Annotated in this window: 12 protein-coding genes; 7 read left to right on the top strand and 5 right to left on the bottom strand. The window is 66.6% G+C overall.

Annotated features, from left to right (window positions below; genetic code table 11):
• Positions 1–6: 6 nt before the first annotated feature.
• From L880_RS0100555 to L880_RS0100530, 5 genes are all read left to right on the top strand, one after another.
• Positions 7–984, top strand: a complete 978-nt coding sequence (locus tag L880_RS0100555) for a Bug family tripartite tricarboxylate transporter substrate binding protein (RefSeq protein ID WP_027474007.1) — start codon at positions 7–9, stop codon at positions 982–984.
• A gap of 535 nt (positions 985–1,519) precedes the next feature.
• The gene (locus L880_RS0100545) at positions 1,520–3,682 is read left to right on the top strand and encodes a hydantoinase/oxoprolinase family protein (RefSeq protein ID WP_051442919.1); all 2,163 of its coding nucleotides are present in this window, start codon (positions 1,520–1,522) and stop codon (positions 3,680–3,682) included.
• Positions 3,679–5,430: a hydantoinase B/oxoprolinase family protein gene (locus tag L880_RS31075; protein WP_084460859.1), complete on the top strand. Its 1,752-nt coding sequence runs from the start codon at positions 3,679–3,681 to the stop codon at positions 5,428–5,430. Before L880_RS0100545 ends, L880_RS31075 begins: the two co-directional genes overlap by 4 nt.
• Positions 5,427–7,136, top strand: coding sequence for a hydantoinase B/oxoprolinase family protein (locus tag L880_RS31070; RefSeq protein WP_051442918.1), 1,710 nt, complete (start codon positions 5,427–5,429; stop codon positions 7,134–7,136). The genes L880_RS31075 and L880_RS31070 overlap by 4 nt, the downstream gene beginning before the upstream one ends.
• A 59-nt stretch (positions 7,137–7,195) precedes the next feature.
• Complete coding sequence (locus L880_RS0100530; RefSeq protein WP_051442917.1) at positions 7,196–8,803, top strand: ABC transporter substrate-binding protein; 1,608 nt, start codon at positions 7,196–7,198, stop codon at positions 8,801–8,803.
• A gap of 121 nt (positions 8,804–8,924) precedes the next feature.
• Here the strand turns inward: L880_RS0100530 and L880_RS0100525 are convergent, their stop codons facing one another.
• The 5 genes from L880_RS0100525 to L880_RS0100505 form a co-directional block, all read right to left on the bottom strand.
• Complete coding sequence (locus L880_RS0100525; RefSeq protein WP_027474003.1) at positions 8,925–9,566, bottom strand: peroxiredoxin; 642 nt, start codon at positions 9,564–9,566, stop codon at positions 8,925–8,927.
• A gap of 219 nt (positions 9,567–9,785) precedes the next feature.
• On the bottom strand, positions 9,786–10,853 hold the full coding sequence (locus L880_RS0100520) for a bifunctional nicotinamide-nucleotide adenylyltransferase/Nudix hydroxylase (RefSeq protein WP_027474002.1): 1,068 nt from the start codon (positions 10,851–10,853) through the stop codon (positions 9,786–9,788).
• A gap of 25 nt (positions 10,854–10,878) precedes the next feature.
• On the bottom strand, positions 10,879–12,579 hold the full coding sequence (locus tag L880_RS0100515) for an NAD+ synthase (RefSeq protein ID WP_027474001.1): 1,701 nt from the start codon (positions 12,577–12,579) through the stop codon (positions 10,879–10,881).
• A 2-nt stretch (positions 12,580–12,581) separates the two neighbouring features.
• Positions 12,582–13,769 (bottom strand): nicotinate phosphoribosyltransferase, encoded by a 1,188-nt coding sequence (gene pncB, locus L880_RS0100510; protein ID WP_027474000.1) that lies wholly within the window; start codon positions 13,767–13,769, stop codon positions 12,582–12,584.
• A 63-nt stretch (positions 13,770–13,832) separates the two neighbouring features.
• Entirely contained in the window at positions 13,833–14,696 is an 864-nt protein-coding gene (locus tag L880_RS0100505) for a cysteine hydrolase family protein (RefSeq protein ID WP_027473999.1), read from the bottom strand.
• 162 nt (positions 14,697–14,858) lie between these two features.
• Between L880_RS0100505 and L880_RS0100500 the strand changes: the two genes are divergently transcribed.
• Complete coding sequence (locus tag L880_RS0100500; protein WP_027473998.1) at positions 14,859–15,554, top strand: NUDIX hydrolase; 696 nt, start codon at positions 14,859–14,861, stop codon at positions 15,552–15,554.
• A 114-nt stretch (positions 15,555–15,668) separates the two neighbouring features.
• A complete protein-coding gene (locus L880_RS0100495; protein ID WP_245614852.1) occupies positions 15,669–16,199 on the top strand; it encodes a hypothetical protein in 531 nt (176 codons plus the stop codon).
• Positions 16,200–16,273 lie beyond the last annotated feature (74 nt).

The following is a 16,273-nucleotide window of genomic DNA, read 5'->3' as shown; positions in this document are numbered from 1 at the left end:
GACAACATGAAAACACTGATGGCCGCAATCGCCCTGGTCTGCAGCACCTTGCTGGCCCATGCCCAGGCTCAGACGCAGCCCTGGCCCAACGCCAAGCCCGTCACCCTGATCGTGCCCTTCCCGCCGGGCGGCACGACCGACTCCCTGGCCCGCACGCTGGCCAGCCGCTTGCCCGCCAAATTGGGTGGCGGCACCTTTGTGGTACAGAACACCGCCGGGGCCGGGGGTGCCCTGGGGGCTGCCGCCGCCAAGCGCGCCACGCCCGATGGCTACACGGTGCTGGTGAGCTCGCTGGGGCCGCTGGTGATCGGCCCCCACCTGAAAACCGCCCAGGGCTACGACCCCTTGAAAGACTTTGACTACGTGACCGTGGCCGTGCAGGCCCCCAATGTGCTGGCCGTGCAAAGTGCCTCGGTCTACAAGACCGTGCCCCAGTTGCTGGAGCGCATGCGCGCCCAGCCAGGCAAGCTGACGTTTGCATCGGCCGGCAACGGCACCAGCGACCACCTCACGGCCGAGCTGTTCTGGCTCGAAACCAAGACCACCGGCCTGCACATCCCCTACAAGGGCGGTGTGCCCGCCATGCAGGACCTGCTGGGCGGGCAGGTGGACGCGTCGTTCATGAACATCAACACCGCGCTGCCGCACCTGCGCGCTGGCAAGCTGCGCGCCATGGCCGTCACCAGCAGCAAGCGCTCGACGCTGCTGCCCGACGTGCCCACGATGGAAGAGCTGGGCTACAAGGGGGCCACGGTCTATTCATGGCAAGCGGTGGCGCTGCCCAAAGGGGTGCCTGCCGAGCTGCGCACCCGTTTGCACGAGGCCGTGGTGTCGATCCTGAACGAGCCGGCCGTCAGACAGCCCCTGCTGGAGGTGGGCTTTGAGCTGGTCGGCAACACACCTGAGCAGTTCACCGAGTTTCAGGCGCGCGAGTATGGGCGCTGGAAGCAGGTCATTGAACTTGGGAAGATCAGCGCCGATTGAGAACTGAGCTCACGCCTGTGTTCGGGCTGTACGCACAGGCCTGGGATCGACTTGAAGCCAGGGCGGAGGCGGAGAGTTGCGCGATCAGAGCCTCGCGCGCACTTGGGGCCCATAGCGTGCCTAAGCAGCCCTCACACCACACGATCTGGCTTAAGAGACACCCTTGGCTTTCCAAGCCCCTGCTGCCCAAGTTCAAGGTCTTGCTCGGGCGAACACAGGCCTGACGCCTTGATCTGGCCTTACCCACCCCGCCCAGGCGGCTGACGTTCATGCAGCGACGGCCATACGCCTCCCCCACTCCGGTCGGGCCACTCTGATGCCGACTTGGCCGATCAGCCCCGCACCAAGGCTGGGCGCGGCTGCACCGCTTTCCGCATATCGACATCGGAAACCGTGCTAACGCGGTAGACCGGGGCTTTCTAGAATTTCCGAGTGCATCTCTGCGGCTGGCTTGCTGGCTTGCTATGCGCCCGTTCTCCTTGGCTTTCCCTCTCCCCTCACGCCTCCAAACGGGCCTGCCCGCAGGCCTGACACCATGAGCTTCACATCCCCCGCACCCACCGAACCCTCGACCCTTGCCGACCCGCGCCTGCGCATTGCCATTGACGTGGGCGGCACCTTCACCGATCTGGTGCTGCTGCACGGCGCGAACAAGCTGACCACCAAACTGCTGACGACGCCGGGCGCGCCCGAAGACGCGGTGCTGGAAGGCATTGGCGAGCTGCTGGCCCAGGCCGGCCAGCCCTGGCAGGCGGTGGATCTGCTGATCCTGGGCACCACACTGGCCACCAATGCGCTGATCGAGCGCAAGGGCGCCCGCACCGCGCTGATCACCACCGAGGGCTTTCGCGATCTGGTGGAGATCGGGCTGGAAGACCGTTTTGCGCAGTACGACGTGTTTCTGCAAAAACCGGCGCCTCTGGTGCCGCGCCAGTGGCGCCACGGCGTGACCGAGCGCTCGGATGCCAGCGGCCGCACCATCACCCCGCTGGACGAGGCCCAGGTGGTGGCGCTGGCCCAGCGGCTACAGGCCGATGGCATCGAGAGCGTGGCGGTGTGTTTTCTGCACGGCTATGCCCACCCCGCGCACGAGCGCCGCGTGCGTGAGTTGCTGCAGCAGCATGCGCCGGACCTGTGGGTGTCGCTGGCCAGCGATGTGTGCCCCGAGATCCGCGAGTACGAGCGCCTGTCCACGGTGTGCGCCAACGCCTATGTGCAGCCCCAGGTGGCGGGCTACCTGCGCCGGCTGCAGCAGCGGCTGCAAGAGCGCGGGCTGCGGCAAGAGCCGTTTCTGATCACCTCGGGCGGCGCCATCACCACGCTGGCCACGGGTGTGGCCGAGCCGGTGCGACTGGTCGAATCAGGCCCGGCCGGCGGGGCCGTGCTGGCCCGCCAGGTGGCCGAGCAACTGGGGGCACGCCGTGCGCTGTCGTTTGACATGGGCGGCACCACGGCCAAGATCTGCTACATCGACGACTACCAGCCCCAGATCAGCCGCAGCTTCGAGTTTGGCCGCGTGCACCGGCACCTGAAGGGCTCGGGCCTGCCGATCCGCATCCCGGTGATCGAGATGGTGGAGATCGGGGCTGGCGGTGGCTCGGTGGCGCGCATCAACCACCTGGGCGTGGTGCAGGTGGGCCCCGACAGCGCGGGCTCCAGCCCCGGCCCGGCCGCCTATGGCCTGGGCGGCAGCCACCCCACGGTGACCGATGCCCACGCCGCCCTGGGCCACATCGACCCGGCCCGCTTTGCCGTGGGCAAGGTGCAGTTGCAGCCCGAGCTGGCCCGCCAGGCCTTGCAGGCCGATGTGGCCGCGCCCGCCGGCCTGGCCCTGGAGCAGGCGGCCCAGGCCGTGCTGGACGTGGTGAGCGAGAACATGGCCAATGCCGCGCGGGTGCACGCCAGCGAGCTGGGCAAGGTGGCCGACGAGAGCACGCTGATCGCCTTTGGCGGCGCCGCGCCCCTGCATGCGGCCGCGCTGGCGCGCAAGCTGGGCATTGAGCGGGTGGTGATCCCCAACTCGGCCGGCGTGGGCTCGGCGCTGGGCTTTTTGTGGGCCCCCGTGGCCTACCAGGCGGTGCGCACCCTGCACCAGCGCCTGCGCCAGATCGACCATGCCGCCGTGCAGGCCCTGCTGGATGCACTGCGCGAGCACGCTCAGGCCGTGGTGCGCGCTGCCGCGCCGGGCTCGGCCCTGCGGGTGCAGGGCCAGGCCTACATGCGCTATGCCGGCCAGGGCCACGAGATTGCGATCGAACTGCCCGAGGGCCGGTTTGACACCGCGGCCAGCGCCACGCTGCTGCAACGCTTCGAGACCCGTTACACCGAGCTGTATGGCCGCCACCTGCCCCACATTGCGGTCGAGGTGGTGAGCTGGACGGTGTCGGTCGAGGCCGCCGACCGCCCCCGCCTGCAGGCCGATGCCCTGCCGCCCGACCGGGGCGCGGCGCAGCCCAGCGGCACGCGCCAGGTGTACGACGCCGAGCAAGACCAATGGGCGGCCGTGCCGGTGTTCGAGCGGCGCCAACTGCAGCCCGGCCTGTGGCTGAACGGCCCCGCCCTGGTGGTGGAAGACGAGACCACCACCCGGGTGATCGCCGGCTTTCAGGCCCGCCTGAGCGAGCAAGGTGCCCTGGTGCTGACCGACACCCTGGCCTCGGCAAAAGACGTGCAGGACGTACAGGGCAGCGCAGCATGAGCGCCCACGGCACCAGCGGCCAGCCCGGGCCCTTGAAGCAGGCCCAAGCCCTGCAGTGGCAGCAGCAGCTGGTGTGGAGCCGGCTGCTGGCGGTGGTGGAGGAGCAGGCCCAGACCCTGATCCGCACGGCCTTTGGCACCCCCACGCGTGAGGCCGGCGACCTGTCGGCCGGTGTTTTTCTGCCCGACGGGCGCATGGTGGCCCAGGCGGTGACCGGCACGCCCGGCCATGTGAACTCGATGGCCGATTCGGTGCTGCACTTTCTGCAGGCCTTCCCGGCCGATCAGATGGCCGAGGGCGATGTGTTCATCACCAACGACCCCTGGAAGGGCACAGGCCACTTGTTCGATGTGGTCATGGTCACGCCGGTGTTCCACCTGGGGCGGTTGGTGGCGCTGTTCGCGTCGACCGTGCACGTGGTGGACATCGGCGGCCTGGGCGCCGGGCCCGATGCGCTGGAGATTTTTCATGAAGGGCTGTTTCTGCCCATCCTGCGCTTCATCACCCGGGGGCGCATCGAAGACTCGGTGCTGGCCATCGTGCGCGCCAACGTGCGCGAACCCGACCAGGTGGAGGGCGACCTGCACGCGCTGGTGGCCTGCAACGAGGTGGGCGCGCGGCGCCTGCAGGCCCTGCTGCGCGAGTTTGGCCTGAGCGATCTGCAGGCCCATGGCGAAGCCATCATCGAGCGCTCGGCCCAGGCCATGCGCAGCGCCCTGGCCGACTGGCCGCAAGGCACCTGGCAGCACGCGATGACGGTGGACGGCTACGACCACCCGCTGCACCTGCAGGTGGCCGTGACCATCGGCCCCGAGGGCATCGCTGTGGACTACGCCGGCAGTGCGGGCACGGTGGCGCGCGGCATCAACGTGCCCAAGGCCTACACCGATGCCTACACCTCGTTCGGCATCCGCTGCCTGATCGGGGCCGATGTGCCCAACAACACCGGCTCGCTGGCCGCCATCCGCGTCAGTGCCCCGGTGGGCAGCATCCTGAACGCCCAGCCCCCGGCCGCCGTGGCCGTGCGCGCCGCCATCGGGCAGTTGCTGCCCGACCTGGTGTTTGGCGCGCTGCGCCAGGCCCGGCCCGACCGGGTGCCGGCCGAGGGGGCCTCGTCGCTGTGGAACATCCGCCTGGTGGGTGGCCAGGCGATCGAGGGCGGCCCCAACGAGGCGCTGCTGCGCTCGCAGCGCTTCGGCATCACCAGCTTCAGCACCGGCGGCACCGGGGCGCGCCCGGGGCTGGATGGCCTGTCGGCCACGGCCTACCCCAGCGGGGTGCGCAATGTGTCGCTGGAGATCCTGGAGAGCCAGGCCCCGGTGTTGTTCCGTCGCAAGGAGTTTCGGCCGGATTCGGGTGGCCGCGGCCGCACCCGGGGCGGCCTGGGCCAGATCATCGAGGTGCAGCACGCGCGCAACGAACCCATGCTGCTGGCCGCCACCTGGGACCGCGTGCACTACCCGCCACGCGGCGCCCTGGGCGGCGAAGACGGCGCGCCCGGCAAGGCCTGGCTCAAGCCCAGCGGCCAGCCCCTGCGCGGCAAAGGCCGCCAGCTGATCCCGGCCGGCCAGGTGCTGGTGGTCGAGACCCCCGGCGGCGCCGGCCTGGGCCCGGCCAGCGAGCGCAGCCCGCAGGCCCTGCAGGCCGACCTGGCTGCGGGGCTGGTCAGCGCGGCGGGCGCGCCCGCCCAGCCCCCAGTCCACGCCGATCCCCACTCCGATCCCCATACCGAAAGCCTCGCCCCATGAGTCAACCCAGCCCGCAGCACACCCTGCGCTACCAACTGGCCTGGAACCGCCTGCTCTCGGTGGTCGAAGAACAGGCCCAGGTGCTGATCCACACCGCCTTCGGCACCCCCACGCGTGAGGCCGGCGACCTGTCGGCCGGCGTGTTCCTGCCCGATGGGCGCATGGTGGCCCAGGCCGTCACCGGCACGCCCGGCCATGTGAACTCGATGGCCGAGGCGGTGAAGCACTTCATCCACGCGTTTCCGCCCGCGCAGATGCAGGACGGCGACGTGTACCTGACCAACGACCCCTGGAAGGGCACGGGCCACCTGTTCGACATGACCATGGTCACGCCGGTGTTCGAGGGCGGCCGCCTGCTGGCGCTGTTTGCTTCCACCCTGCATGTGGTGGACATCGGCGGCCTGGGCTCCAGCCCCGACGGGCTGGAGATCTACCACGAGGGCCTGTTCCTGCCCATCCTGAAGTTCATCCGCCAGGGCGAGATCGACCCTGCGGTGCGCGCCATCATCCGCGCCAATGTGCGCGACCCCGAGCAGGTCGAGGGCGACCTGTTTGCCCTGGTGGCCTGCAACGAGGTGGGCGGGCGCCGGCTGCGCGCCCTGCTGCGCGAGTTCCGCCTGGACGACCTGCAGGGCCTGGGCGAAGACCTGATCCGCCGCTCGGCCCACGCCATGCAGGTGGCCCTGCGCGACTGGCCGCACGGCACCTGGCACAACACCCTGGTGTCGGACGGCTACGACGCACCCATCACCCTGCAGGTGGCCGTCACGCTGCATGACCAGGGCATTGAGGTGGATTACAGCGGCACCTCGCCCAGCGTGGCGCGCGGCATCAACGTGCCCAAGGCCTACACCGATGCCTACACCTCGTTCGGCATCCGCTGCCTGATCGGGGCCGACGTGCCCAACAACGCCGGCTCGCTGGCGCCCATCCGCGTCAGCGCGCCACCGGGCTCGATCCTGAACGCGCTGCACCCGGCGGCCGTCACGGCGCGCCATGTGATCGGCCAGTTGCTGCCCGATGCGGTGTTTGGCGCGCTGCGCCAGGCCCGGCCAGACCGGGTGCCGGCCGAGGGGGCCTCGTCGCTGTGGAACCTGCAGCTCACCGGGGGCGACAGCCTGGCTGGCGCCAGCGCCGCCGACAACGCGGCCCTGCTGCGCGGGCCGCGCTTCAACGCCATCAGCTTCAGCACCGGCGGCACCGGCGCACGCCCCGGGCTGGACGGCCTGTCGGCCACGGCCTACCCCAGCGGGGTGCGCAATGTGTCGTTGGAGATCCTGGAAAGCTCGGCCCCGATCCGCTTCCTGCGCAAAGAGTACCGGCCCGACTCGGGCGGGCGCGGCCAGCAGCGCGGCGGCCTGGGCCAGCTGATCGAGGTGCGCCACGCGCAAGACGATGCCGCCCTGGTGATTGCCGCCGCCTTCGACCGCGTGGACCACCCCGCCGTTGGCGCCTTGGGCGGCCTGCCGGGCGCGGCCGGCGAGCTGCACCTGGGCTCGGGCCAGCGCCTGCGCGCCAAGGGCCGCCAGGTGGTGCCCGCGGGCGACACGCTGCGCGTGGGCACGCCAGGCGGAGGTGGCCTGGGCCAGCCAGCCCAACGCCCGGCCGAGCAGCTGGCTGCCGACATCCGCCAGGGTCTGGTCACGCACTGGCCCGAGCTGCCAACACCACAAACACCACAGACGGCGCCCACCAAGACGGTCTGAGGGCCTATCGGCCGCAGCACGCCAGCCTCTTCCACCCACCTTTTCATCTGGACCTTGCCATGCCTCATTTCATCCCACGCCGCACTCCCCGGCCCGCCACCCGCGCGGCCATTGCCGCCCTGCTGCTCAGCCTGCAGCTGTGCGCCCAGGCCGCGCCGCCCCAGCACGAGGGCACGCTGACCCTGCTGCTGCCCAGTGAGCCCACTTCGCTGGTCACCATCAACAACGTGGCCACGCCCATTCTCAGCGTGAGCGCCAAGGTGACCGAGGGCCTGCTGAAGTACGACTACGACGTGAACCCCCAACCCCAGCTGGCCACCAAGTGGGTGATCAGCCGTGACGGCCTGAGCTACACCTTCACCCTGCGCCAGGGCGTGAAGTGGCACGATGGCAAAGACTTCACCTCGGCCGACGTGGCCTATTCGATCGAGCTGCTCAAGAAGATCCATCCGCGCGGGCGCAACACCTTTGCCAACCTCAGCGAGATCGAGACGCCCGACAAGCACACCGTGGTGCTGCGCCTGTCCAAGCCCGCGCCCTACCTGATCCGCGCCCTGGTGGCCACCGAAACCCCGATCGTGCCGCGCCACATCTACGAAGGCACCGACCCGGCCAGCAACCCCAACAACACGGCGCCCATCGGCACCGGCCCGTTCCGCTTCAAGGAGTGGGTGCGCGGCAGCCACATCGTGTATGAGCGCAATGCCGATTACTGGGACAAGCCCAAGCCCTTCGTCGACCAACTGGTGGTGCGGGTGGTCAACGACCCGGCCGCGGCCAGCGTGGCCTTCGAGACCAACACGGTCGATCTGGGCTACCGCACCCCGGTGCCCCTGGCCGACCTGGAACGCCTCAAGCAGCTCAAGACCTTGCGCTTCGAGACCAAGGGCAACAGTTACTCGCACAACGTGACCCGGCTCGAGTTCAACCTCGACAACGAGTACTTCAAACGCCCCGAGGTGCGCCAGGCCGTGGCCCATGCGGTGGACCGCAACGTGATCCTGAAGGTGGTCAACTACGGTTACGGCAAGGTCAGCTATTCGCCCATCGCCCCGGGCCTGAAGGCCTACCACGACCCGGCGCCCACGCCCTACCCCTACGACCTGAAAAAGGCCAACGCCCTGCTAGACGCCGCCGGCCTGCCGCGCGGCGCGGGCGGCGTGCGCTTCGCCGTGCCGCTGGATTTCAACCCCATCGCCAGCGACGGCGCCCGCCTGGCAGACTACCTGCGCACCGCGCTGGCCCGGATCGGCATCGCGGTGACGGTGCGGGCCCAAGACCCGTCGTCCTTCATCAAGCGCATCTACACCGAGCGCGACTTTGCCTTCACCACCAATGGCGCCAGCAACCTGTTCGACCCCACCGTGGGCGTGCAGCGCCTGTACTGGTCGAAGAACTTCATCAAGGGTGTGCCCTTCTCGAACGGCACCCATTACAACAACCCCGTGGTCGACAAACTGCTGGAAGACGCCGCCATCGAGAACGACCCGGTGCGCCGCGTCAAGCTGTTCAAAGACTTCCAGGACACCGTGGCCCGCGACGTGCCCGACCTGAACCTGTTCCAGCCCGAGTTCATCACCATCGCCCACCAGCGCGTGCACGAGCATTCGGTGACCGCCGACGGCGTGGAAGGCAACCTGGCCGACGCCTGGGTAGACCCCAAGTAAAGGGCGGGCCCCCGGGGGTGAACAACACCGGGGACCTGATCAGTTGCCTTGCAGGCCTGAGGTCAACAAAAAGGGCGCCCCAACGGGGCGCCCTTTTGATTGGGAGCTGACAAACCTTCCATCAGCGGTTGGGCTGCGGCGTCAGGCGCAAGTAGGGGCGCACGGCCTTGAAGCCCTTCGGGAAGCGCTGGGCGATCTCGGCCGGGTCTTGCAGGCTGGGGATGATCACCACATCGTCGCCATCGCGCCAGTTGGCGGGTGTGGCCACCTTGTGGCTGTCGGTCAGCTGCAGCGAATCGATCACGCGCAGGATCTCGTCAAAGTTGCGCCCCGTGCTGGCCGGGTAGGTCAGCGTGGTGCGGATCACCTTCTTGGGGTCGATGATGAACACGCTGCGCACCGTGGCATTGGCCAGCGAGTTGGGGTGGATCATGTCGTACAGCGTGGCCACCGTGCGGTCGGCATCGGCCAGGATGGGGAAGTTGACCGTGGTGTTCTGGGTGTCGTTGATGTCGGCCACCCACTGCTGGTGCTTGTCCAGCGGGTCCACGCTCACCGCGATGGGCTTCACGCCACGCTTGGCGAACTCGCCCGACAGGGCTGCCGTCTTGCCCAGCTCGGTGGTGCACACCGGCGTGAAATCGGCCGGGTGCGAGAACAGCACCACCCACGAGTCGCCAGCCCAGCTGTGAAACTGGATCGGCCCCGCGGTGGAGTCCTGGGTGAAATCGGGGGCGGTATCGCCAAGGCGCAAGGTGCTCATATTCCGGGCTCCGTGAGGGGATGACAAGAAAGAAGAGAAGGTGGATCCCATTGTGGGAACACCCGCGCAGGCGGGAAACGAAGAAAAGTGTGCTTGCTTATGTGGGGGGTGGCAGGTGGCATTCGACAAAGGCAATCCGGTCCCACAGCGCGGGGCGCAAAAGCCTGTATGGCTCAGACTGGAACGAACAGTCTGAGGGGTTCGAGCCGAGCACAGCCCTCAGCCGGCTGGCACAGGCGTCAAACCCAGGAAGTGATCCAGTATGTGGAAGTGGTCGTCGTGGAAGCGGTCTTCCAGATCGGGCAATTGCGCCATGCTCAGCCAAGTCGCGGCCTGTGCATCGTCGTCGGCTTGCACTTCAGGCAGGGCGCGCTCCCCCAGGTCGAAGAAGAAGGCGTGGGTGATGGTGCGACCGCGTTGGCTGCGGTCGGGGTGGTCAAACACCGCACGGGCTTTCAGCGCGTGCTGCATGGTGGAATCCAGCAGCCTCAGTCGCGTCTCTTCACGCAGCTCGCGCAGGGCTGACTGGTACGTGGTTTCGCGCTGTTCGATGAACCCGCCCGGCAGAGCCCACAGGCCCGCACCCGGTGCCTGCGCCCGCTGGATGAGCAGCACATGATTGGCGCATTTGACAACCGCATCCACCGTGACGAAAACAGGCGGGTATGGTGCGGTGACCCAAGCCGCCTTGTAGCGCTGCAGCATCTCCCACTCCTTCGCCAGCTCTGCGAAATGGGGCAGCGCGGCCCAGGCCTGCAAGAAAGCCAGCGTGGTGTCGGGCACGGTCTCAGCCAGTGCAGCCAACGTGGCTTCAACCCGCTTGCCGGCGTGGCCGAAGTAGGCGTCTCGGATGTGCGTGCCGTCAACGGCATGCTGGCGAGGCGCTGCCATCAGGGCCCAGCCATCGAAGTGGTTCAGATAGTCGCTTGTCGCGTCCTTGGCATGGCCGACCAAGGCAATGCGGGCGCGATGGCCTGGGCACAGCCCCTCAGCCAGGCCATGGACGCCCGCCTGGACGTCGCGCACCCACCTGGCTTCATCGTAGTGATCGCGCACCGGCAGGAAGCTGACGCGTTCTTGATCGGCTGCACCGAGCGTCAGCCGGATGACGTCGGCACGTTCACGCCAGGTGAAGGGGTTTTTGGGCGTGCGCGCCTGAAAGGCCGAACCGATCACCACCGCCACATGCCGCGCCTGCGCCAGCGCCAGCTGGAGCAAGGCCTGGTGGCCCCGGTGAAAGGGCTGGAATCGGCCGATGAGAACGGCCAGGTCTTGGGCTTGAGTCATAGGGCACCTCCCGGGGCTCTTCGTTTCACAGGTGTTGAGCGGCAATTGGCATCTGCCGACCCGAGCCGAAGGCCTTGGCCCGCACACGGATGATGGGTGGGGCCTGGCGCCGCTTGTATTCGCTGCGGGCCACCATCCGGCGTACGCGTTCAATCAACATGGCACCTTCGCGGGTACGCCGAAGGCCTTCGACCAGGGTACGGGCTTGTTCGTACTCATGGGGCGCCAGGCGCTCGCCCTCCACCACGTACTTCAGGATGGGGTCGAGCACGGGGTAAGGCGGCAGGCTGTCGGAGTCTTTTTGGCCCGGTGCGAGTTCGGCCGAGGGCTCTTTGTCGATGATGGCCTGCGGGATGAGCCCGTGCCCGTTCACCTCGTTCATGTGACTTGCCAGCGCAAACACCTCTGTCTTGTACAGGTCGCCGATGAGGCCCAGGCCGCCATTGGTGTCGCCGTACAGCGTGCAGTAGCCCACCGAGATTTCGGATTTGTTGCCCGTGGTGAGCAACAGGTGGCCGAAGCTGTTCGAGTGGGCCATCAACACGGTTCCGCGGATGCGGGCCTGCAGGTTCTCCAGGGCCAGGCCCGCCAGCCCCTGGCCGTAGGTGGCCTCGTATTGCCGGCTGTGGGCCCGCACCGTATCAATAATGGGGTGGGTGAACAGTTCGATCCCCAGGTTGCGGCACAGCGAGACCGAGTCATCGACCGAGCCGGCCGAAGAATACTGCGACGGCATGGTGACTGCAGCGACGTTGGCAGCGCCCAGCGCGTCTACGGCGAGCGCCAGCGTGAGCGCGCTGTCGATGCCCCCCGACGAGCCCACCACCGCTTGCTTGAAGCCGCAGCGGCGGGCGTAGTCGCGCAGGCCCAGCACGATCTGCGCGCGATAGAAGGCCATGGTGCTCAGGCCCTCGCGCAAGACCCGGGGCGGAAGCTCGCCTTGCAGGGTCAGAAAGCGGCCCTGTTCAAAACGCAAGGTGGTGATGTCTTCCTCGAAGCGCCGGGCCTCGAAGACCACTCCGGCTTGGGGTTCGACCGCGAACGAGGCACCATCGAACACGATCTGGTCCTGGCCACCCACCTGGTTGACGTAGAGCAGCGGCAGGCCGTGGCGTTTGCAGGCCTTGGCGAACACTTGTTGTCGCAGTTCGCGCTTGCCGATGTCGGATGGGCTGGCGTTGATCGACACGACCAGGTCAGGCGCGGCGTCGCTCATGCGTTGGAAAGGGTTGACCTCGTAGTCCTGACCGTGGTCGTTCCAGCCATCCTCACATACCATGAAGCCGACGCGCGCCTGGCCCACGCGCAGCACGGGGGCCACATCAGGGCCGGGCTCGAAGTGACGGCGCTCGTCGAGGATGTTGTAGGTCGGTAGCAACTGCTTGCTGTAGCTCAGCACGACCTCGCCCGCCTGGATCGCCAGCAAGGCGTTGCTCAGCCGCTTGCCGGTGCCGTTTCGCGGCATGGGGGCCCCGATCACGTACACCAGTTGCCGGATCTGGCGCGAGGCCTGCTTGATCGCCTCCAACCCCCGGGCAACACGTTCGAGAAAGGCCGGATCGTCGAGCAGGTCGCCGGGGTAGTAACCCGTGAGCGACAACTCGGGGAACACGATCATGTCGGAGCCATCCGTCCAGGCCCGTTGGGCGGCCTGGGTCATGCGGGTCACGTTGCCGTCGATATCACCCACCGTCGGGTTGAGTTGAGCCAGTGTGATCTTCAGCATGGTCAGCCTTTCACATTGAAAACCTGGCGCAGGTAGGCCAGAAAGGTTTCGTTCCGACACAGGGTCTTGCCCGGGGAGTCGGACAGTTTGGCCACCGACTGGCCATTGGCTTGCGTGAGTTTCATCACGATGTTGAGCGGCTGGAGGCCGACATCGTTGCTGAGGTTCGTGCCGATGCCAAAGCCCAACTGAATGCGGTCAGCGAAGTGGCGATAGATGTGCAAAGCCGTGGGCACGTCGAGCCCATCCGAAAAGACCAGGCGCTTGGGGCGGGGATCGATGCGCAGCTTGGCATAGTGAGCCAACGCCCGTTCGCCCCACTCGATGGGGTCACCGGAGTCGTGACGAAGGCCGTCGAAGAGTTTGGCGAAATAGAGATCGAAATCCGCCAGGAAGGCGTCCATGCCGACGACGTCGGTCAGGGCCACGCCCAGGTCTCCACGGTATTCCTGCACCCAATCCTCCAGGGCAGCCCGTTGAAAATCACGCAAACGCACCCCCAGGGCTTGATAGGTCTGCAGGTACTCGTGCGCCATGGTGCCGATGGCAACCAGACCCAGGTCCTTGGCCAGGAGGACGTTCGATGTGCCCTTGAAGTACTCCGGCACGCTTTGCTTCAACTGGCTGACCACCTCGCGCTGCCAGACCCCACTGAAGCGCCGGCGCACGCCGAAGTCAAAAAACTCGAAAGGATTGGCGCGCGTGGGCTCCGAGCCGAATTGCTTGAGCAGTCTGATCTTGTCGGCCAGCCGGCGGCGTCCTTCGGCCTGGGCTGAAGGGGCATCGAAACGACGGAAGTACAGCTCATTCACAATGGCCAGCACGTAGATCTCGAAGCCCATGACATGGACTTGCGGCCCCCGGGCCACGATTTCGAGTGTGGGGCCCCGGGTCTTGACCTCGATGAAGTCGCGCTGAAAGCGGAAGATCCGCATGAAGTCCACGAAGTCTGACTTCATGTACCGCAGGCTGCCCAGGTAGGCCAGCTCATCGGCCTTGAAGCTGAGGCTGCAAAGGTGGTCCAGTTCAGCGTTGACCTCGTCCGCCAGCTCCGCCAGTGCAAAGGCGCTCTCATTGCGGCACACAAAGGTGTATTCGGCCTGGGTTTGTGGGTGCCTGTGCAGCATGGCCTGCCACATGGTGAACTTGTAGAGATCGGTCTCCAGGAGACTGCTGATGACGGCGCTCATGAGGGGCTTTCTATTGAGAGTGCGGATTCCACGGTCGCCCAGGGTTGGGCCCGTGCGCGGCGGTCAGGCATTGGCCAGCAAGCGAGGCAAGACCTCCTCGCTGGTGGCCAGATGCACGCCTTGGGCAGCCATGGCGGCGAAAAATCCCGCCGCTTGCTGTTCAAAGCCGCTCACAGGGCTCATGCAGTCGGTGAGCAGGACCACCTTGCTCAACTGCCGGCTGGGCAGCTTGTCCACCATGTGTTCGGTGCTGGCCTTGACGCAGTGGCTGCTGGCTTCGCCGGCAATCAGGAGCACATCGGCCTGATCCAGTTGCCAGATCAGCTTCTGATTCAGCAAGGTTTCCGGATCGTCCGGATCGGGCACTTCGGCCTGCAGGGCGCTGTAGTGCTCGGTCCACGGATTGGCGCCTTTGTAGACCTGCCTGACGATGCTGAGCTGCTCTTCCTCCCACAGGTTGCAGGCGGCCTGCACACCCGCATGGATGTTGTGCCCCCAGGTGCCGATCTCACAATGAATCGGCCAGACCATCAACGTATACCGGCCCTGCGCTTGCAGTTCATCCAGGTAGCGGATGACACGGGGCAGCGCAGCCGCCATGCGGGGGCGGTAAACGCCATCTCGAACTTGGCGGGCTGTGATCGTGGTAAAGGGGGCGACAGGTGAGCCATCCGCCTGCATCCAGAACGGGGGGTGCGCCACATCGACCCTGTGGTGAGAGTCCAGCGTCACGATGATGTCCGAGATACCGCTTTTCCCGGCACGGATCAACGCGGCCAGTCGTTGCATGTCGGCATGCGCGCCAGCAACAGGCAACGCCGGCCCGACGCGGCGCTCCGTCATTGGGGCTGAGAACTGCCAGCTCTCCGGCAGGTCGCAGAAGTCGTTTTGCGGATCGATGATCAGCAGCTGAATCCGTTGTTTCATGTGAGCCTCCGCTCGTGTTGTCGGGAGCAACTCTACATGACTTAGTTTTATTGTGCAACTAACTATCAAGCAGAGTTGCTCAGGTATCGCGGCATGAAGGGATTCGACTTGGTAAGCTACTTCGTTGCTGGAATGAACAAAGACAAGCGAGCAGGCAAGCCCATGGCCAAGAATGCAATTGATTCCGACTTTCCACCCATCATCTGTACCGTTGATGTGGTGCTGCTCACCCTCAAGGATGAAGCCTTGCATGTGGCTCTTTTCGAGCGCCGCAACGCCCCCTGCGCAGGAAAGCTGGCGCTGCCGGGTGGCTACATCCATCCACAGGAGGACAAGACGGCCTGGGATGCGGCGGCCCGGGTGTTGAAGGAAAAGACGGCTATCGTCAGCCCCTATCTGGAGCAACTGGCCACGTATTCCGGCGCAGACCGAGACCCGAGGGGGTGGTCGGTATCGATCGTCTACTACGCGCTGGTGCCCGCCGAAGTGCTGGATGTGCCCCCCAACGGGATGGTCTTGGCGCCAGTCAGTCGACTGCCCAAGCTGCCGTTTGACCACAAGAGCATCGTCGAACTGGCGGTTGCCCGCATTCGCTCCAAGAGCCAATACTCCTCACTGCCGGTCTACCTGTGCGAAGACCAGGTGACCCTGCCGCGCCTGCAGGCTGTCTACGAGGCGGTCTTGGGCGAGGCCATCAACAAGGTGAGCTTCAGGCGCAAGATGGACGAACTGGGGATTCTGGAACCCATCGAAGGCGCCATGGAGACGGGCGCGGCGCATCGTCCCGCCCAGGTGTACCGGCTGCGAAAGGAGTACCGGCGGGCTTTGTCGCTCGTGGTGCGTGGCATCAACTCCTGACAGACCACGCACCAGGCGCATGAGACCTCCAGGTTGATGACGCGACGGCGCCGCAACCCGCGGGCCACACGCATGTTTGCTAGCATGCTCGCCATGCGTGCCCCCTCCCGATCCATGCCCCCTGTCCACACCAGGCCCAAGACCTGGCGGGCAAAGGCGGGCATTGGCGGCGTTGCAGCGATCTTCTTGTCTGCCATGGGCTATTTGGCGGTGGCCCATCCCTTGGCCACGGCACTGGGCATGCTGTTGCTCACGCTGTGCGTGAAGAATGCAACTGAGCGTGAAAAGCACAAAAGGTGGGCCCTGGCCCGGTCTCGCACAGGCGAATCGATCTGCCAATTTGCCCGCTCCTTCAACGCCCGCGCCACGGACACCTGGGTCATCCGCGCGGTGTACGAAGAGACGCAGGCTGTGCTGGTCCATGACGGAGCCCGGGTTCCGCTGCGGGCATCAGACCGACTCGTGGACATCGGCATCGACGCCGATGAGCTCGACATGCATCTCGCCCCCCGCATTGCCGCCAGGGCGTGCCGATCACTTGACAACACAGCGTCCAACCCGTTCTTTGGCAAGGTCAAGACCTTGAGCGACCTGGTGATGTTCTTCGATGCCCAGCCGACGCGAGCCGCCGAGCTTTGCCGGTGAATCTCGGCTGGATCTTGCACCGCTGCGGCTCAGGCCCAAAACGCTGAGACCCAGGCCCGACCCTTGGCACGGCC

The sequence above is a fragment of the Curvibacter gracilis ATCC BAA-807 genome, from assembly GCF_000518645.1.
GTDB classification, from domain to species: domain Bacteria; phylum Pseudomonadota; class Gammaproteobacteria; order Burkholderiales; family Burkholderiaceae_C; genus Curvibacter; species Curvibacter gracilis.
The sequence above is the reverse complement of the archived record's forward strand: the minus strand, read 5'-3'. Positions and strand labels throughout refer to the sequence as shown.